At 73.7% G+C, this 18634-nt stretch carries 17 protein-coding genes; 8 read left to right on the forward strand and 9 right to left on the reverse strand.

The features are described from left to right. Positions 1-31: 31 nt before the first annotated feature. Positions 32-1204: a thiolase family protein gene (locus ACY34I_RS02345; protein WP_148797909.1), complete on the reverse strand. Its 1173-nt coding sequence runs from the start codon at positions 1202-1204 to the stop codon at positions 32-34. Positions 1205-1319: 115 nt separating this feature from the next. Between ACY34I_RS02345 and ACY34I_RS02350 the strand changes: the two genes are divergently transcribed. After that, entirely contained in the window at positions 1320-1757 is a 438-nt protein-coding gene (locus tag ACY34I_RS02350) for a PH domain-containing protein (protein WP_462751995.1), read from the forward strand. Between the two features lie 29 nt (positions 1758-1786). Here the strand turns inward: ACY34I_RS02350 and ACY34I_RS02355 are convergent, their stop codons facing one another. Together ACY34I_RS02355 and ACY34I_RS02360 are read right to left on the reverse strand one after the other, a co-directional pair. After that, positions 1787-2731 carry a rhomboid family intramembrane serine protease gene (locus tag ACY34I_RS02355; protein ID WP_148797910.1) on the reverse strand — a complete coding sequence of 315 codons (945 nt, stop codon included), beginning with the start codon at positions 2729-2731 and terminating at the stop codon, positions 1787-1789. Positions 2732-2756: 25 nt separating this feature from the next. Further along, positions 2757-3287: a peptidylprolyl isomerase gene (locus ACY34I_RS02360; RefSeq protein WP_148797911.1), complete on the reverse strand. Its 531-nt coding sequence runs from the start codon at positions 3285-3287 to the stop codon at positions 2757-2759. An 84-nt stretch (positions 3288-3371) separates the two neighbouring features. On the opposite strand from ACY34I_RS02360, the gene ACY34I_RS02365 reads away from it, so the two are divergent. Then, positions 3372-4163 carry a hypothetical protein gene (locus ACY34I_RS02365; RefSeq protein ID WP_462751998.1) on the forward strand — a complete coding sequence of 264 codons (792 nt, stop codon included), beginning with the start codon at positions 3372-3374 and terminating at the stop codon, positions 4161-4163. 60 nt (positions 4164-4223) lie between these two features. On the opposite strand, the gene corA is transcribed toward ACY34I_RS02365, so the two are convergent. Further along, on the reverse strand, positions 4224-5372 hold the full coding sequence (gene corA / locus ACY34I_RS02370; protein WP_148797913.1) for a magnesium/cobalt transporter CorA: 1149 nt from the start codon (positions 5370-5372) through the stop codon (positions 4224-4226). A 374-nt stretch (positions 5373-5746) separates the two neighbouring features. After that, positions 5747-6841, reverse strand: coding sequence for an aminotransferase-like domain-containing protein (locus ACY34I_RS02375; protein ID WP_462752001.1), 1095 nt, complete (start codon positions 6839-6841; stop codon positions 5747-5749). A 206-nt stretch (positions 6842-7047) separates the two neighbouring features. On the opposite strand from ACY34I_RS02375, the gene ACY34I_RS02380 reads away from it, so the two are divergent. Further along, complete coding sequence (locus ACY34I_RS02380) at positions 7048-7917, forward strand: 3'(2'),5'-bisphosphate nucleotidase CysQ (protein WP_462752003.1); 870 nt, start codon at positions 7048-7050, stop codon at positions 7915-7917. Between the two features lie 99 nt (positions 7918-8016). Further along, complete coding sequence (locus ACY34I_RS02385; protein ID WP_462752005.1) at positions 8017-9585, forward strand: glycoside hydrolase family 26 protein; 1569 nt, start codon at positions 8017-8019, stop codon at positions 9583-9585. Between the two features lie 58 nt (positions 9586-9643). Here the strand turns inward: ACY34I_RS02385 and ACY34I_RS02390 are convergent, their stop codons facing one another. From ACY34I_RS02390 to ACY34I_RS02405, 4 genes are read right to left on the reverse strand one after another with little or no spacing between them, the layout of a single operon-like run. Beyond that, positions 9644-10558 (reverse strand): glycosyltransferase family 2 protein, encoded by a 915-nt coding sequence (locus ACY34I_RS02390; protein ID WP_462752007.1) that lies wholly within the window; start codon positions 10556-10558, stop codon positions 9644-9646. Beyond that, a complete protein-coding gene (locus tag ACY34I_RS02395) occupies positions 10555-11553 on the reverse strand; it encodes a sulfotransferase family protein (protein WP_462752009.1) in 999 nt (332 codons plus the stop codon). Before ACY34I_RS02395 ends, ACY34I_RS02390 begins: the two co-directional genes overlap by 4 nt. Further along, positions 11550-12134, reverse strand: coding sequence for a glycosyltransferase (locus ACY34I_RS02400; protein ID WP_462752011.1), 585 nt, complete (start codon positions 12132-12134; stop codon positions 11550-11552). Before ACY34I_RS02400 ends, ACY34I_RS02395 begins: the two co-directional genes overlap by 4 nt. A gap of 55 nt (positions 12135-12189) precedes the next feature. Continuing rightward, positions 12190-12666: a glycosyltransferase family 28 protein gene (locus tag ACY34I_RS02405; protein ID WP_148797920.1), complete on the reverse strand. Its 477-nt coding sequence runs from the start codon at positions 12664-12666 to the stop codon at positions 12190-12192. A gap of 489 nt (positions 12667-13155) precedes the next feature. Here ACY34I_RS02405 and ACY34I_RS02410 point away from each other — a divergent pair, with 489 nt between their 5' ends. Genes ACY34I_RS02410 through ACY34I_RS02425 form a run of 4 tightly spaced genes read left to right on the forward strand, consistent with a single transcriptional unit; the run spans position 13156 to position 18621 of the window. Further along, the gene (locus ACY34I_RS02410) at positions 13156-14928 is read left to right on the forward strand and encodes a Wzz/FepE/Etk N-terminal domain-containing protein (RefSeq protein WP_462752013.1); all 1773 of its coding nucleotides are present in this window, start codon (positions 13156-13158) and stop codon (positions 14926-14928) included. Beyond that, positions 14925-15929, forward strand: coding sequence for a DUF3048 domain-containing protein (locus ACY34I_RS02415; RefSeq protein WP_462752015.1), 1005 nt, complete (start codon positions 14925-14927; stop codon positions 15927-15929). The genes ACY34I_RS02410 and ACY34I_RS02415 overlap by 4 nt, the downstream gene beginning before the upstream one ends. After that, complete coding sequence (locus ACY34I_RS02420) at positions 15926-17416, forward strand: O-antigen ligase family protein (protein ID WP_462752017.1); 1491 nt, start codon at positions 15926-15928, stop codon at positions 17414-17416. The genes ACY34I_RS02415 and ACY34I_RS02420 overlap by 4 nt, the downstream gene beginning before the upstream one ends. Next, complete coding sequence (locus ACY34I_RS02425) at positions 17416-18621, forward strand: hypothetical protein (protein WP_462752019.1); 1206 nt, start codon at positions 17416-17418, stop codon at positions 18619-18621. Before ACY34I_RS02420 ends, ACY34I_RS02425 begins: the two co-directional genes overlap by 1 nt. Positions 18622-18634: the final 13 nt, after the last annotated feature.

Below are 18634 nucleotides of genomic sequence, written 5' to 3' on the forward strand. Positions count from 1 at the left end.
GAGGTGCCGGTCGATGCCGCCGGACGGACTGTCAGAGCAGCTCGACGATGGTCGCGTTGGCCATCCCGCCGCCCTCGCACATGGTCTGCAGGCCGTAGCGGATCCCGTTGTCCCGCATGTGCTGGAGCATGGTGATCATGATCCGGGCGCCGGACGCGCCGAGCGGGTGGCCGAGGGCGATCGCCCCGCCGCGCGGGTTGAGCCGCTCCGGGTCCGCCTCGGTCTCCGCCAGCCAGGCCAGCGGCACCGGGGCGAACGCCTCGTTCACCTCGTACACGCCGATCTCCTCGATGCCCAGCCCCGCGCGGCGCAGCGCCTTGGCGGTGGCCGGGATGGGGGCGGTGAGCATGGTGACCGGGTCGTCGGCGGCGACCACGGCGGTGTGTACGCGGGCCAGCGGGCGCAGCCCGTGCCGGCTGGCCCACTCGCTGGTGGTGACCGCGAGCGCCGCGGCCCCGTCGGAGATCTGCGAGGCGGAGCCGGCGGTGACCACGCCGTCGGCCTTGAACGGGGTGGCCAGCTCACCGAGCTTGGCCAGCGAGGTGTCCCGGCGGATGCCCTCGTCGGCGGTGAACTTGCCGCCGTCGGCGAGGGCCACCGGCGCCAGCTCGGGGTCGAATGCCCCGGCGTCCTGCGCGGCGGCCGCCTTCTCGTGGCTGGCCAGCGCGAACTCGTCGAGCTGGCTGCGCGAGAAGCGCCACCGCTCGGCGATCAGCTCGGCCCCGACGCCCTGGTTGAACGGCAGCGGGCTGTCCGCGGCGACACCGTCGACGCCGCGGTAGCGCTCCAGGATCGCCGCGCTGAACGGCATCCCGCCGGCCACGCTGGAGCCCATCGGCACCCGGGTCATCGACTCGACGCCACCGGCGACCACCAGGTCGGCCTGGCCGGAGAGGACGGTGGCGGCGGCGAAGTGCAGCGCCTGCTGGCTCGACCCGCACTGCCGGTCGAGGGTGGTCCCGGGGACCGACTCGGGCCAGCCGGCGGCGAGGACGGCATTGCGGGCGACGTTCCACGACTGCTCGCCGACCTGGGACACGCAGCCCCAGACCACGTCGTCCACCTGGGCCGGGTCGATGCCGGTCCGCTCGGCGAGGGCGCGCAGCACGTGCGCCGAGAGATCGACCGGGTGCACGCCGGCGAGGCTGCCCTTGCGTCGCCCGACCGGGGTCCGTACCGCACCGACGATGACCGCGTCACTCATGTTTACTCCCCGGTAACTTGGGCTGCCTCGATCCTACGTCCTCGCCCGGCCGGGCGTCCTCCCCCCGGTTGCCCGTCCGTCGCGCCCGGGCCGGGTCGGCTGGCATGCTGAGGCGGTGATTCCACAGTCGCCCTCGACCCGGCAGTGGCGGGTGCCGGCGGTCCTGCCGGCGGCCAAGCTGGTCGGGGCGCTCGTCCTGGTCGCCCTGGGCCTGCTCTTCGCCGACGGCGATCGGGTCCAGCTCGTGCTCGCCGGGCTGGCCGCCGCCGTGCTGGCCGGCTGGGGGCTACGCGATGTGGTCGCGCCGGTCCGGCTGGCCTTGGACGCGGAGGGCGTCACGGTGATCCGGGGCTTCGCCGGCCGGCGGCGGCTGCCCTGGCCGGCCGTGGAGGCGATCCGGGTGGAGCGGCGTACCCGGCGGGGGCTGACCGCGGAGACGCTGGAGATCGACGCGGGCGAGTCGTTGCACCTGTTCGGCCGGTACGACCTGGACGCGCCGCCGGAGGAGGTCGCCGAGGCGCTGCGGGCCGCCCGCGCCGCCGCGCCGCACTGACCCGGCCGGTTCGAGCGGCCGGCGCCCGCTCAGCCGGTGAGCATCGCGGTGCGGACCAGGATCAACCCGAGGAGCGCGACCAGCAGGATCGCGCCGCCCGCCGCCTGGAACGCGGTCCGCCGCGTCCGCGGCGCGTACGCCAGGACCAGCGCCATCACCGCCCCGGTGACCAGGCCACCCAGGTGGCCGGCGATCGAGATGCCCGGCACGGTGAACGTGAAGATCAGGTTGATCACCAGGATCGGCACGATGGCCGAGGTGTCCCGGCCCAGCCGTCGCATGATCACGAAAAGCGCGGCGAACAGGCCGAAGATGGCGGTCGACGCGCCTACCGACGGCTGGTTGACCGGGCTGAACAGGTAGACCGCGACGTTGCCGCCGAGCCCGGCGATCAGATAGAGCGCGAGGAAGCGCACCCGGCCGAGCACCGCCTCCAGGGACCGGCCGAGCACCCAGAGCGCCCACATGTTGAGCAGCAGGTGCACCAGGCCGTAGTGCAGGAACATCGCGGTTACCAGGCGATACCACTGCCCCTGGGCGACCCCGCCGACGGAGCCGTCGGGGAGGATCGCCTGGCCGAGCACGGCGCCCCAGTCGGTCAGCGGGGTGGAGCCGCCCATCAGACCGCCGAAGCCGGAGCCGCCGAAGGCCGCGTCCCCGCCTCGGGCCGAGGCGATGGACAGGACCATGACCAGCACGTTCAGCGCGATCAGGGTCTTCGTCACGTAGCCCTGGCGGCCGGCGGCACCGCCACCGAAGGCGGTACGCGCCGGCCGCACGCTACGGCGTCCCTCGCTGACGCACTCCGGGCACTGGTGCCCCACGGAGGCGTCCCGCATGCACTCCGGGCAGATCGGCCGGTCACAGCGGGTGCACCGGACGTACGTCGCCCGATCGGGGTGGCGGTAGCAGACCGGAGTGGTCGGCACCGGCCCCTGGGTCGCGTCACCTGCCTGCCCCGAGCGCTCAGTCATGCGAGCAAAGGTACCTGGACGGAGCTCAGGCCGGCTTCTGCTCGATCTCGACGCGCTCGATGACCACGTCCTGCAGCGGCCGGTCGCTCGGGCCGGTCGGCGTGTTCGCGATCGAGTCCACGACCTTCGCCGACTGCTCGTCGGCGACCTGACCGAAGATGGTGTGCCGGTTGTTCAGGTGCGGCGTCGGGGAGACCGTGATGAAGAACTGCGAGCCGTTGGTCCCCGGCCCGGCGTTCGCCATCGCCAGCAGGTACGGCCGGTCGAAGCGCAGCTCCGGGTGGAACTCGTCGGCGAACTTGTAGCCCGGTCCGCCGCGACCGGTGCCGGTCGGGTCGCCCATCTGGATCATGAACCCGCTGATCACGCGGTGCGAGATGGTGCCGTTGTAGTACGGCCCGCTGCCCGGCTGGCCGGTCCGCGGGTCGATGTATTCCTTCGTGCCCTCGGCCAGCTCGACGAAGTTGCGGACGGTCTTCGGCGCGTGGTTCGGGAAGAGCTCCAGCCGGATCGGGCCAGCGTTGGTGTGCAAGGTGGCGTAGACAGCCTCGGCCACGGGTACTCCTCACTTGTTGGTCAGTTCCATGCGGATCCTCCCATGTGCCCGATCTGGCCCTGCGGAGGCATCCGAAGGTGGAGGATGACGGAGGAACAACTCCCAGGAGGTGGGACCGTGTTTGGAATCGGGCGGCGTAGGACCCAGGGGCAGCTCGCGAAGGCGGAGCTGAACCAGGGCATCGGTCACCTGAGGCAGGCCGCGGCGCATGCGGCGAAGGGTGTCGGCCCGCGGGTCCAGGCGGCCCGGGCTGCCGCCGCGCCCACCGCGATCATGGTCCGGGACCGGGCGTCGGACGGGCTCGCCTCGACGGCGGCCGCGCTCGCGCCGCTGGTCCTGGCGGTGCGCAACGCGCAGGCCGAGGCCGCGGGCAAGAAGGCGGTGACCGGCCGGAAGGCCGCCGCCCGGAAAGCCGCGGTGACCCGGAAGGCCAAGGCGAAGAACGTCAAGGCCGCCAGGAAGCGGAAGAGGTCGCGGGGCATGATGACCGGCCTGTTCGCCGCCGGCGCCGTCGCCGGCCTGGCCGGCGCGATGGCCATGCGCCGCCGCCGCGAGCAGCAGGAGTGGGCCGAGTACGACCCCACCGGCAGCCTGGAGCCGATGCGCGAGGACGTCGACACCATCGTGGTGGAGACCCCCGATCCGACCGCGAAGGTGACCCAGGCCGGCCCGACCGGTGCCGGCAGCTCTGCGGTGGCCAGCAGCGGCAGCGCGTCCACCGCCACGTCCAGCAGCCAGCCGGTCATCCAGCCGACCGACAAGGTCCCCTCGGTGGCCGAGGGCGCCCGGGACACCTCCGGCCGCCCGGCCGTCGACGTCAGCAAGGCGGTGAACGGCGGGAAGAACACCACCGCCAAGTCCAGCGGTCGCCGCTGATCCGGTGACGGAAGCGCCGGCCGCGCGGCCGGCGCTTCCGGGTGTCCGGGTACGGGACGGCTACAGCCAGCCGTTGCGGCGGAACCAGCGGTAGAGGGTGAACGACGACAGCAGCATCAGCGCCCACACGCCCGGATAGCCGTACGTCCAGTCCAGCTCCGGCATGTTGTGGAAGTTCATGCCGTAGATGCCGGCGATCGCGGTCCACACCGCGGCGATGGCGGCCCAGGCCGCGATCTTTCGCATGTCGTTGTTCTGGTCGACGGTGACCTGGGCCAGCCGCGCCTGCAGGATCGAGTTGAGCAGGTCGTCGTACGAGGTGACCTGCTCGACGGTGCGGCTGAGGTGGTCCTGCACGTCCCGGAAGTAGCGCCGGATCTCCTCCGGCACCTCCCGGTTGACCTGGGAGGTGAGGGTGAGCAGCGGACGCTGCAACGGCGCCACCGCCCGCTTGAACTCCACCAGCTCCCGCTTCATCTGGTAGATCCGCTGGATCCGCCCGCTGCCCTGCCGGTCGAAGACGTCCGCCTCCAGCACGTCGAGGTCGTCCTCCAGCCGGTCGGCGACCTCCAGGTAGAGATCCACCACCCGGTCGGTGACCGCGTACGCGACGGCCCACGGTCCGTGCCGCAGCAGGTCCCGCTTCTCCTCCAGGTCGGCGCGGACCGGGGCGAGCCGGCAGGCGTCGCCGTGCCGGACGCTGATCACGAAGTTCGGCCCGATGAAGAGCATCACCTGGCCGGTCTCCACCACCTCGGAGTTCTCCGTCAGCTCCGCGTGCTCGCAGTAGCGGGCGGTGCGCAGCACCAGGAAGGTCACCTCGCCGAAGCGCTCCAGCTTGGGCCGCTGCTCGGCCTTGACCGCGTCCTCCACGGCGAGCTCGTGCAAGCCGAAGGTGGCGGCGATCGCGGTCATCTCGTCCAGTTCCGGCTCGTGCAGGCCGAGCCAGACGAAGGCGTTGCGCTCCTTGCGGGCCGCGTCCAGCGCGTCGGCGTAGCGCCACTCGCCGGACTGGCGCTTCCCGTCGACGTAGAGGCCGCAGTCCACGATCCCGCTGCGGCCGGTGTCGGCCGGCTCCGGCGCCCGGGGGGAGCCGTCGGCGTTGAGGATGCGGGACATGGCGCGTACCGGCGCCGCCCAGGCCCGTGGTCTGATCATCCGCCCGCCGTTCTGCCCGGCGGTGCGCTCGCGTGCCACCCGGTCCGTCATCTCGCCCCCTTCCGACGGTGCTGCGGCTTGCAGGTTACGCCGATCGGGGCGAATCGCAGTCCGGGCGGCCGGCGACGGCGGCGCGGCTGCGACCGGCGTCACGGGCCGGGTTGCCGCGGGAGGCCGGTGGGTGGCGCCGGGCGGGCCGGCCGCGTCAGGGGGGTGAGGGGCGACACGGCCCACCCGGCACCTTTTGGGGGCGGGAGTTGTGCTGCGCGCGCCGGCGGCCCGGACGGGGGCCGAGTGCGGCTCCCCGGGCAACGGACCCGTCATGGACAGGCGAACGGCGCTCGCAGAATTGTGGGCCGCCGGCCGGTCCAGCGGGAGTGCTGAGCCGGCCAGCAGGGCCTTATTGTCGGAAACCCGACAGAAAATCAGGCCCGGACGGCGGCGACCGCCTCGGCCAGCCGCCGGACGCCCTCGTCGATCCGGTCCGCGGTCACCGCGGAGAACGCCAGCCGCAGCGCGTGCCGGCCGCCGTCGAGCAGGAAGTCACTACCCTTGACCACCGCCACCCCGCGCTCCGCGGCGGCCGGCGCCAGCCGGTCGACCTCGACGTCCTCCGGCAGCTCCACCCAGAGGAAGTAGCCGCCGTCCGGCTCGACGAACCGGGCCTCGGGCAGGTGCCGGCGCAGCGACTCCGCGAGCACCCGGGCCCGCTCCCCGAGGGCGGTCCGCACCGTCTGGATCGACCGCTCGATCTCCCCGGAGACGCAGAACTGGTGCACGATCGCCTCGGAGACCATGCCGGGCGAGATGTAGAGGTTGGTCGCCCTCTTCGCGATCGCGGCGATCAGCTCCGGCGGGCCGACCAGGTAGCCGACCCGAACCCCCGGACAGACCGTCTTGGTGAAGCTGGAGGCGTGCACCACCACGCCGCGGGTGTCCATCGACAGCATCGACGGCAGCGGCTCGCCCCGGAACCGGATGTCCGCGTACGGGTCGTCCTCGAAGATCGTGAAGCCGTACTCGGCGGCCAGGTCCAGCAGCTCCCGGCGCTTCTCCAGGGACAGGGTCACGCCCGCCGGGTTCTGGTAGTTCGGAATGACGTGGGCCAGTCGGGGTCGCACCCCGGATTCGAGCAGCTTGCGCAGCTCGGCGGTGTCCAGACCGTCCGGCTGGATCGACACGCCGTGGATCTCGCCGCCCATCTGCTGGAGGTTGAGCAGCGTCCGGTCGTACGTGGGGCGCTCGACCACCACCGCGTCGCCGCGACGGACCAGGTGGTCGAAGAGGAAGGCGTCGGCCTGGAGGGAGCCGTTGGTGATCAGCACCTGGTCGGCCTCGACGCCGTGCTTCTCCGCGATCCACTTCCGCAGGGGCGGGTAGCCGACGGAGGTGCCGTACGCCGTGATCCCGGCGGGATCGGCGTCGAACGCGCGGACGGCGGCGGCCTTGAGCCCCTCGACATCGACGATGTCCAGCGAGGGGGCGCCACGGGCGAAGGAGATCAGCTGCTCGGCGGTCATGCGCACGAGCCTAGGGCCTGGTCCGGCCGCTCCGACCGGCATACACGCGAAGTTCAACATGCGGGCGGTCGATCCGTCCATCGGCGGCATCGAAGATCCGAATCGGGCTCGCTAGCTGTCGTACATCGGACGCTCCGCTGGTGTCGGCGGGCCGGACCGCCGAAGGTTGCAGGTCGCTGTCGGCCCAGGACGAGGTGGTGAGGCGCGTGGCCCAGGACGGAACCGGTCAGCTCGACGACCAGGCCTTCGCGGAATGGTTGGCCGGGCGGGCGGGCGCGGCGCTGACCGCGCTGCGGGACCGGCGCGGCTTCGCCGACCCGGCGGCGCTGAAGGACGCCGGCGACCGCACGTCCCACGAGCTGATGACCACCGCGCTGCGGCGCTGGCGCCCGACGGACGCGGTCCTCTCCGAGGAGCAGGTCGACGCCCGCCGGGCCTGGTCGGCCGGGGAGCGCGCGGCCCGCCTCGACGCGGAACGGGTCTGGATCATCGACCCGCTCGACGGCACCCGGGAGTTCTCGGAGGCCGGCCGGACCGACTGGGCGGTGCACGTGGCGCTCTGGCGGCGGTCGGCCGGGCCGGACGGCGGGCTGGTCGCCGGCGCGGTGGGCATGCCGGCCCGGACCAGGCCGGACGGCGGACAGCTCATCCTCGGCACCGGCAGCCAGACCCCGCCGGCTGCAGACGGGCCGATCCGGATCGCGGTGAGCCGCAGCCGTCCCCCGGCCTTCGTCGGCGAGCTGGTCGAGCTGCTCGGTGCCCGGGCGGTGCCGATGGGTTCCGCGGGCGTGAAGGTGTGCGCGGTGGTGACCGGCGAGGTCGACGCGTACGTCCACGCGGGCGGCCAGTACGAATGGGACAGTGCCGCACCGGTCGCGGTCGCCCTCGGCGCCGGGATGCACGCGTCCCGCGTCGACGGCTCGCCGCTGCGCTACAACCGGCCCGATCCGCGCCTGCCCGACCTGGTGGTCTGCCGCCCGGAACTGGCCGACCGGCTGCTCGCCGCGATCGCCCGCACCGGGGTCGAGATGCCCGCTTCGGCCGTCACCGGCAGAACCGCCGAGGCGTTCGGCTGAGTGTCGCGGTACGCACGGCCCAGGTGACCGGGCGATAGTCTCGGGCGGTAAAACGCGTCCGACCTGCGCCCCGAGACGGGCCGCCAGCCAGGGAGGGTCATGCCGGCCGAGCGAGACCAGCAGAACGCCTTCGGGCAGCCGACCGGCCTGTGGCCGGGCCAGGACATCCCACGCCAGCAGGGCGCGCCGGCCCTGCCCTGGCCGCCGGGCGCGGCGCCGGAAGCCGCGGCGCCGATGCCGCCGGCCGAGGCCCGGCCCGCGCTGCCGTGGCCGGACTCCGCCACGGAGGCCCGGCCCGGCCCCACCGACCACCACCGCGACCAGCAGTGGGCCGAACAACCGACCGGCGCCTGGTCCACCACCGGGGCTCCCGCCCGGGAAGCGGAGTGGCCCGACGCGGCGGCTCCCGCGCAGGAAGCCGACTGGTCCACCACCGGGGCTCCCGCGCAGGAAGCGGACTGGTCCGGCACGGCGGCTCCCGACTGGGCCGCGCCGGCCGATCCGGCGCCCCACGAGTCCGGCTGGTCCGAGGACCCACGGGCCGTGCCGCCCGCCGGCGGTGGCCCCGACCGGCCGGGGCCGCCCTCGGTCGGGCCCACGCCCACGCCGCCCGGCGGTTCCCGGCGGCGCTGGCGGGTGGCCGTCGCGGCGGCGGTGGTGCTGGCGGTGGCGAGCGGCGGGGTGGCCGTCGCGACGCTGCGTCCGGATTCGACGGACCGCCAGGGCGTGGCGCAGCCCGGCCGGCCGGCGCCCACCGCCGCCCCGACCGGCACGCCCGGCACCGCCGAGCCGAGCGCCGCCGAAGGGCTCGGCGGCCGTCCCTCCGCGTCGCCGTCGGCCTCCACCGGATCGACCCCGGGCTTCACCGGCACCCGGCTGACCCTGCCCGGCGCCTCGATCGGCGTGCAGAACGGGGAGAGCTTCGGCAGCGCGCTGGCCCGCACCGACCGGACCTTCGGCCGGCTGCGAATGGCTCGGATCTTCTTCCCCGGGCTCCCGCCGGCCTGGAAGGGCAGCCGGGCCGACGTGATCGACCGGACCGTGGTCGTCTCCTTCAAGGCCTCCCCCCAGGAGATCAACTCCGGCAAGTACGACACCCGGCTGGCCTCCTGGTTCGCCTCGATCCCGCGCGAGCACAACGTCTACTGGTCGTACTTCCACGAGCCGGAGGACGACGTCGAGCGCGGCGCCTTCACGCCGGCCGCGTACCGGTCGGCCTGGAAGCGGGTCGCCGGCCTGGCCGACCAGGCGGGCAACCCCAAGCTGATCAACACGCTCATCCTGATGTGCTGGACGCTCGACCCGAAGTCCGGGCGGAGCTTCGACGCCTTCTACCCCGGCGGTGACGTGATCGAGACGCTCGGCTGGGACTGCTACAACTGGGGCGTCAAGTGGAAGCGGTACGCCCCGCCGCAGGAGATCTACGGCGCGATGATCAGCAAGTCCAAGGCGCTGGGCAAGCCCTGGGGGGTCGCGGAGACCGGCAGCGACCTGGTCCCCGGCGACTCCGGCTCGGGACGGGCGGCGTGGATCCGGGCGATGACCACCTATCTCAACGGGCAGCGGCCCGAGTTCGTGGCGTACTACAACCAGGTGGTCAGCCAGGGCGACTTCCGCCTGCTCGACCAGCCGAGCATCCAGGCGTGGAAGTCCTTCTGCGTGGCCTGAGGACAGCATCGGAAACGGGCGGGCGACCGGTTGGTCGCCCGCCCGTTTCGGGTACGCGTCAGATGCCCCGGCCGCGCTTGTGCAGGGTACGCAGCACCCGGTCGGCGTGCACGGCCCGGCTCGCCACCGCCAAGGCCAGGTAGGCGCGCGGCTCCCGCGGGTTGCGGGCCAGCGTGCGCCGCGCCCAGCGCACCGCGTCCCGCCGGTTGCCCATGGCGGCCTGCGCGAAGGCGATCTGGCCGGCCACCCGGGCCTCGCCGTGCGGCACGGTGGCGAACTCCGGATAACGCCGCAGCAGCCACTGCAACGCCGTCGAGATGGTCTCCCAGCGCTGCGCGAAGTAGGACCGCTTGTGCCAGCGCACCAGCACGTACGGGCTGTCCACGTTGACCAGCGGGGCGTACCGGGCGGCCCGGAGCAGGAACTCGTAGTCCTCCGCGTAGCTGCCCGGAATCTGCTCGTCGACCAGCCCGATCCCGTCGAGCAGCGCGGCCCGCCGGATCAGGAACGTGGACGGGTGCAGCTCGGTGAGCCGGTCGCGGAGCAGCGCCTCCAGGGACACCCGCGACCGGTCCAGCGCGCGGTCCACCGTGCGGTCGTCGTAGCTGACCCGGATGCCGCAGCTGACCAGCGCGCCGTCCGGGTGCAGGTCGAGCGCGCCGAGCTGCGCGGCCAGCTTGCCGGGCAGCCACTCGTCGTCGTCGTCGCAGAACGCGACGAGGTCGCCGCTGGCCGCCTCGATGCCGGTGTTGCGCGCCCCGGCCAGCCCCGGCGTACGGGTGTTGCTGATGACCCGGACCCGCCGGTCGCCCCGGTCCAGCTCCAGGGACCGGTCCGGCTCGGACTGGTCGTAGACCACGATGGCCTCGATCAGGCCCGGGTGCGCCTGACTGAGGATCGCGTCGAGCGCCGCGCGCAGCAGCTCCGGACGGTCCCGCGTCGGTACGACGACGGAAATGCTCGGACCACTCAAGAGGACGCCTCCACGGAATCGGATCCCCGCTGGCCCAGGTAGCCGTAGCGGACTCGGAAGGGCAGCGTGGCCAGGCTGACCACGGCCCGGCTGCGGCGCGGCAGGCGGGTGCGCCAGGCCTCGTCCCGCCGCACGGTCAGCGGACCGTCGCTGAACCGCAGCGGGTTACCGGCGATGCTGTGCGCCCGGAACGGCGCGACGGGCTCCGCATCGCCCTGCGCCGCGTCGGTGCCGGCCAGGATACGCAGGGCCGCCGGGTCGTCCGGCAGCCCGGCGAACTCGCGGAGCCGGCGGACCGTGCCCGCCGGGTCGGCGGTGAAGTCCTCGTAGCGCAGCCGGAGCACCTCGGCCCGGGCGGCGAGCAGGTGGAACGCGGCGTTCTGCGCGGTCCACAGCTTGCTCACCGCCAGCGGGGAGAAGGTGGGCATGAAGTCCTCGCCGTCGACCACCTCGGGTCGGCGTACCTGTTTGCCCCAGGAGTAGGCCACTGCCCGGCTGTCCCGCACCAGGTGCAGCACCCGCAGGTCGAGCCCCTCCGCCCAGCGCAGCGCGAAGGCGAGCGAGGCGTGCTTGCTGGAGTCGACCACCACCCGCGCCCCGGTGACGGCGAGCGCCGCCCGGTAGATGCGGGTGTAGTGGGAGGCGTACTCCCGGACGTCGGCGAGCTGTTCCAGCGACAGAGAGCTCTTCGCCAGCCAGGGGATGTGCCGGGTGCGGTCGACCCGGTCCTTGAGGGCCAGCACCTCGTCCCGGTCGACCGCGGACCAGCCGCCGAAGGCGTGCTCGCCCACCTGCCGCCAGAACGGACAGGCGGTGAAGCGTTCGCCGCACCCGCACCGCTCGTCGGCACCGAGCGCCCGCTCCCAGAGGTGGACCACCTCGCCGACCGCGCAGACGTCCGAGCTCTGGGCGAGGAGCAGCTCCAGCAGGGTGGAGCCGCTGCGGCCGAGGCCGCCGACGAAGAGGACGCGCGGGCTGTCCGCCGCGGCGGTCACCGCCGCCACCCACCGGCGCGCTGGCGGACCCGGCGGGCCACCAGGTCGTCGATCACCCGGCCCACCCGTGCCACCGCCTCGGCCCGCGGGTCGGGCCGGTCCGGGTCGGCGGCCAGCGTGAAGCGGGCCGGGTCGGCCAGGCCCTCGTCGAGGGCGGCGACCAGCTCGGCCTCGGTCTCGCAGAGCCGGACCATCCCGGCCGCGCCGAGCCGCCGGGCGAAGAGCTGCTGGTGGTTGTCGACGTGCTCGTCGTGGGTCGGGTCCCGGGGCACCACGATCGGCAGGTGCCCGGTGCGCCGGGCCTCGGTGATGGTGGCCGGCCCGCCGTGGCTCACCACCAGGGTGGCCTCGGCCATGGCCCGCTGGAGTTCCTCGTGGCCGAGGAACGGGGTCGCCTCGGGCAGGCGCGGAGTGCGGCTGTGGCCGTACTGGAGGACGACCCGGACCAGGCCCCGGTCGGCGTGCCACCGCTCCAGCCAGTCCACCAGCCGGTCGAACCGGTGCACGTCGGTGCCGACCACGGCCAGCACGTACGGCGCCGAGTCGCGGCCGTCGCGCGGCCGGGGGATGTGCGCGCTCACAGCACCACCTTCGTTCGCGACTGCGGGGCTCGCAAAACCGGCTCACTCCTCGCGCTCACAGGAGATTCCCCACGACGGTCGCCTCCGGGTACATGCGGCGCTGTTCCTCCCACTGGACCAGCATGGCGGAGAGGAACGGACGGCAGAGCCGGGCGGTCAGCGTCGCGCTGTCGATCCGGTCGTACACCTCGATGTAGATCGTCGGGATCCGGCGCAGCCGGGCCGCGACCACGAACGGCAGGGCGACCCCGGCGCCGGTGGTGACCACCGCGTCGACCCGCCGCCGGCGCATCACCGCCAGCGCGAGGAAGGCGTTGCGGACCAGGTTCTTCACGTTCCGGGTGGTGGGGTGGTGTGCCCAGACCACGTCCTCGCCGTCGAGCAGGGAACGGGCGTCCGGGGTGTCGAAGGTGACCCACGCCCGGTGCCGGTCCCGGTACCAGGGCTCCAACGCCAGGAGCTGGGCGAGATGCCCGCCACTGGAGCCGACCAGCAGGACCTGTCCCGAGCCCTCGGTTGACCCGCTCACCAAAGCTTTCCTCCCCGTACGCCGCGAACACGTCCGGATTTCCGCGAAGGGCCCTCGGACGCGTCATGACAACCTATCGGCGCGGAGGTGGACAACTGAAGGGGCCATTGGACGGATCTCCACCCGCCGGTCGGGCCAGTCCGGGAATCCCACCGCTGGGAGCCGCTCAGGCCGGGACCGGCCAGGTCAGCCGAGGTGACACCGGCGCCACGGGCCGGGCCACCGGAGGCGGCGAGGGTGTGTCAGGATTCCGTCACCGCACCGGACGAGGAGCCGTCACCGACACCGAATCCCGGGGGCAGGTCGGGGGGAACTGCCCGAATGGTCAGGGATGACCGACCATGTCTACGCGGGCTACGTACACCTGGGCAGGCTTACCGGAACGGGCGCAGACTTTTCCTCATCGTCCGGATCGGGGACACTCAAGGCCACGGTCACGTCCAGCTGTGCCGTGGACTGCCCGGCTCGGTCGAAAGGGAGCGACAGACTCTGATGCCCTCACCCCACCTGGCCGAGAGCGATTCCGACGGTCTTGCCCTGATGGCCTACCTGGGCTGGCTGCGCCGCCGCTGGTGGATCCTGCTCCTCGCCGCGCTGCTCGGCACGGCGGGCGGGCTGGCGGTGAGCCAGCTGCAGCACGCCCGGTACACGTCGAGCACCTCCCTGCTGGTGCGCCCGCTGAGCACCGGCGGGGAGAGCAACCCCAACGCCAAGGTCAACCTCGACACCGAGGCGCAGGTGGTCCGCTCGCTGGTCGTCGCCGAGCGGGCCAAGGGTCTGATGAAGAGCAGCACCCCGGCCGACGAGCTCGTCCAGTCGGTGGCGGTCAACGTCCCGCCGAACAGCCAGGTCCTCCAGGTGGCCTACGAGGCCGACAGCCCCGCCCAGGCCCAGGCCGGCTCGCACGCCTTCGCCCAGGCGTACCTGGACCTGCGCAAGGCCACCGCCCAGAAGACGGTGGAGAACGAGACCGCCGCCTTGAAGCAGCAGATCGGGGACGTCAACAAGCAGCTCAGCGCGGTCGCCGGGCGGATCGCGGCAGCGCCGAGCAACTCGGTCGAGCGGCAGCGGGCCGAGGCCGACCGGAGCGTGCTGACCAACCAGCTCGCCAACCTGAACAACCGGCTGAGCCCGCTGCTCTCCGCCGACACCGACCCGGGCGAGATCATCTCGGACGCCCGGCTGCCGCAGAGCCCCAGCTCGCCCAACCGGACCCTCAACCTGGCCAGCGGCATGGGCGCCGGCCTGCTGCTCGGCATCGTGCTGGCGCTGGTGCTGGACCGGCTCGACACCCGGGTGCGCCGCGGCCGGGACATCTCCGACCGGGTCGGCCTGCCGCTGCTGCTGGAGCTGCCGGCGCGTGCCTCCTCGCTGACGATGCTGCCCGCCGGCCACCAGATCTCCCGCGAGCTGGGTCGGCTGCGCAACGTGCTGCTGTCCGCGGTGCCCGAGCCGCGCGGCGGCGGCCGGGGGCGTCAGCTCCTGCTCTGCGACGGCTCGGCCGGCACCGCCGCCGGGTTCGTCGCCGCCAACCTGGCCGCCGCGTACGCCCGGACCGGCCAGCAGGTCGCGCTGGTCACCACCAAGCCGAACTCGGCGCTGAGCAGCATCACCGGGGTCGCCGAGGGGCGGCACAACCTGGCCTCGGTGCTCCGCCGGGACGTGCCGGCGCTCAAGGCGCTGGCCCCGGTGCCCGGCCTCGGCCAGCTCCGGGTGCTGGTCCCCGGCGACCTCGACGCCGAGACCGAGCTGCCGGTCGCCGGCCTGCTGGAGATCCTCGGCGAGCTGTCCGCGCGCTTCGATCACGTGCTCATCGAGACCGCCCAGCCCACCGTCGCGGTGGAGGCCCAGGCCCTGGGCCGGTACGTCGACGCGGTGATCGTGGTGGCCGAGAGCGGACGTACCCGCAGCGGTGAGATCACCGCCGCACTCCAGCAGTTCGAGCAGGTCAACGCCCCGGTGATCGGCGCGGTGCTGGCGCCGCGCCTGCCCGTGCCGAGCGGCGGGACCAGCCGCCCGGCCGCCCCGGCCAACCGGCCCAAGCCCCGGCCGACCCCCGGCCCCTCCGCCGAGTCGACCATGGTGCTGCCCCGGATGCGGCCCACCGACCCGGGTTCCGCCGCGGGTACGGCGAAGCCGTCGGCGGCGAGCAAGCCGGTGCCGGTCAACGGCAACTCCGGCACGTACCGGTCACGGGGCGACAGCCCGACCACCGACGGGCCGGGCCGCGGGTACGCGCTCGAGCGCGGCGAGGACCTGGGGTGAACCGCCGGCAGATGCTCCGCGCCACCCTCGCCCCGGCCCTCGTGGTCGGCCTCGGCGCCGCCTGCAGTGAGCCGCAGCCCCCCGCCGGCAGCGTCGACGTGGTCGACCCGGGTACGGCCGGGACGCCCGCGCCGAGCCCGACCCCGAGCCTGCCGGCCGCGCCGCTGACCGGCCTGCCGGTGACCGCCGCGGCGGTGGCCACCCGGCAGGCGGTCTCCGTGCCGCTGCGGGTCACCCCGTCGACCACCCCGGCCGGGCTGGACGCGGCCGATCTGGTCTACGCGGAGTTCGCCGAGTCCGACACGCTGCACCTGACGGCCGTGTTCCAGTCCCGGGACGCCTCCCGCATCGGCCCGGTCACCGAGATCCGTCCGGTCGACATCCGGTCGATCGGCGTGCTGCGCCCGTTCGTCGGATACACCGGCGGCCCCACCGGTTTCCTCAGCCAGTTCGAGAAGTCCGGCCTGGCCGGGGTCACCCCGGGCGGCGACGGCGCCAAGGTCTTCGACGCTGACCACACCTCCACCGGCGCCCTGTGGAAGGCCGCGCCGAAGGGCGGCCAGCCGCCCACGCCCGCCCTCGACCACGCGGTCGACGGCGCCGCGCTGGCCTCGCGGGACCTCGTCCCGGCCGCCGAGCTGACCGTCACCGTCTCCGGCGGCCCACCCATGGTCTGGCGGTACGACCAGCAGAAGTCCCTCTGGGTGAGCAAGGTGGGCAAGGTGAGCGTGACCGCCGCCTCGGTGATCGTGCTGACCATGGAATACCGGACGCTGGACGTCCGGCACCCGTCACCCCGGTCGCTCCCCGCGGCTAACGTGTTCGGCGAGGGCGCAGTCGTCGCGGTCTCCGGGCCGTCCAGCGCGAAGGGCCGGTGGCGCAAGCCCGGCCTGGAGATGGTCTGCACCATCGCCGACGGCGGCGGTGACCTGATGCACCCGCAGCCCGGCAACGCCTGGGTGATCTACGCGCCGACCACCGCCAAGGTCACCGTGAGATGAGTACGGTCACCCCGCACCGCCCCGCCCGCGGGTCGGCCCCGGTCGACGGGGACGTCCCCGCGCCCGGCGGCACGCGACTCGCGCCGGCCCCGGTGCGGCCGAAGGGCTCGTCGTTGCGGCTGCCGGTGGCGTGGCCGCTGATCGCGCTCTTCGTGCTCTACCCGCTGTGGTGGGCGCTCGGGGTGTCCAGCTTCGTCTTCATCATCTTCGCCGTGCCGATGGTCGTGCAGCTGCGCCGCCGGGGTCCGATCCGGGTGCCGCCCGGCTTCGGCATCTGGCTGGTGCTGCTGCTCTGGCTACTGCTCTCCGTGCTGGTGCTCGGCCTCACCGCGCCGAACACACTCCCGCCCGGTGGCGGCGCCGGTCGCTACATCGGCTGGGGCATCCGGCTGGCGAACTTCGTCGCCATGACCGTGGTCATGCTCTACGTGCTGAACCTGAGCGAGCGGGAGCTGTCCCGGCGGCGGGTGGTCCGGCTCTTCGGGTTCATGGGAGTCGTCGTGGTGATCGGCGGCTGGCTCGGCTCGCTCTTCCCCAACCTCGGCTTCGTCGCGCCGCTGCGGTTCATCCTGCCCCACTCGATCGCCAACCAGTCCTACGTCGCCTCGCTGATGAACGTCAAGTTCGCCCAGGTCCAGCAGGTGATCGCCGGCGAGGCCAGCTCACCGCGTCCGTCGGCGCCGTTCACGTACACCAACTCGTGGGGCGAGAACACGGCGATCCTGCTGATCTGGCTGATCGTCGGCTGGGTGGTGCTGGGCCGGCCGCTGCGCCGGGTGCTCGGCGTCGCGATCGCCCTCGCCGCGATCTTCCCGATCATCTACTCGCTCAACCGGGGCCTCTGGATCGGCCTCGGCATCGCCGCGGTGTACGTGGCCGTCCGGCTCGCCCTGCGCGGCCGGATGGCGGTGCTCGGCGGGCTCGCCCTGGCGGTCGGGCTGATCGGGGTGCTGATCATCGCCACCCCGCTCGGCCGCACCTTCGACGAGCGGCTGCAGAACGGGCACAGCGACGACATCCGCACCACCCTGTCCGAGGGCGCGATCACCGCGGCCAACCACTCGCCGGTCCTCGGCTACGGCGGCAACCGGGCGCTGATCGGCAGCAACCGGTCCATCGCCATCGGCAAGTCCGACGACTGCAAGCAGTGCGGCAACCGGGAGTTGGGCAGCAACGGCCAGCTCTGGGCGCTGCTGGTCGGCCAGGGCTACGTCGGCGCGCTCTGCTACAACGGCTTCTTCCTCTACTGCCTCTGGCGCTACCGGCGCGACCACAGCGCGATCGGGGTCGCCGGCAGTCTGGTGCTGATCCTCATGCTCTTCTTCCAGTTCACCTACGGTGCGCTGGAAGCCACCCTCGCCTACGGCCTGATCTCGGTCGCCCTGCTCGCCCGCAACGACCGGCTCCGCCGGGCCCTCGCGTCGGCACCGCACCAGGGCACCGTGGCCGGGCTGCGGGCCCGACTGGAAGCTGCCGGTGACCGCTGATGGTGTTCCGCGTACCTCCGGACGGCGACGGCCGCGCCGCGTACCTGGGTGAGCTGGCCGGGCTGATCTGGCCCGAGCCGGCCGAACCCGCCCTGCGCAAGGGGGGCTCCGGCTGGGTCGTGGTGCCCTCGGCGGCCCGGCCGCGGCTGCTGGTGCCGACCGGCTCCGGCCGAGCGGCGGCGAGCGCCGTGCGGCACTCCACCGAGGCGGTCGGCCGCAAGGCCCGGCTGGTCCGGCAGGGGTTGGCCACCGCGTTCCGGCTCGGGCTGGGGCCGCTGGTGTTCCGCGACCGGCTGACGGTGACGGGTGCCGGGCTGGACGCGTACCTGGCCGAGGTGCTCGGCACCCCGGCGCTGGTCAGCATGCACATCGGGCCCGCCCGGGCCAACCGCAAGCCGGTGCTGCAACTGCTCGCCCCGGACGGCCGGGCCCTCGGGTACGCCAAGCTCGGCGTCGACCCGCTGACCCGCGCCCTGGTCGACGTGGAGGCCGCCGCGCTGCGCCGGCTGGCCGACCTGCCGCTCGGGCCGGTCACCGTGGCCGGCGTACGGCATCACGGCGACTGGCACGGGCACGCGCTGCTGGTGCAGGAGGCGCTGCCGGTGCGGCTGCCCCGGGCCACCCCGGCCGCCGCCGAGGCGGCCGAGCGGGCGGCCATGGTCACGGTCGCCGGCTGCCTGGGCGTACGCCGGCGGTCCTGGGCCGGCAGTGACCATGCGGCCCGGCTGTCCGACGCGGTGGACGCGCTCGGCGCGCGCCCGGAGGCCGAGCGGCTGCGCGCGGTGCTGAAGACGGTGGCGGACGCCGACCCGACGGTGGCCTTCGGCGCCTGGCACGGTGACTGGAACGGCGGCAACAGCGCGGTGCTCGCCGACGGCCGGGTGCTGGTCTGGGACTGGGAGCGGTTCGAGGCGGACGTGCCGTGCGGCTACGACGCGCTGCACCGGGCGGTGCAGACCGCCATCGGTCACGACGGGCTGGATCCGACGGAGGCCGCGCGGGCGCTGCTCGCCGGCGCGGACCGGACGCTGGCGCCGTTCGACCAGGACGGCCGGCACGCCGACCTGGTCGCCGTGCTCTACCTGGTGGAGCTGGCGGCGCGCTATCTGCGGGACCGGCAGGCGGAGGCGGGCGCGCGACTGGGGCACGTCGACGCCTGGCTGCTGCCCGCCGTGGAGGAGCACCTGGCCCGTCGGGCCTGGTGAGAGTGAGGAGTGG

The organism is Micromonospora sp. RTBAU3-60, assembly GCF_054963695.1.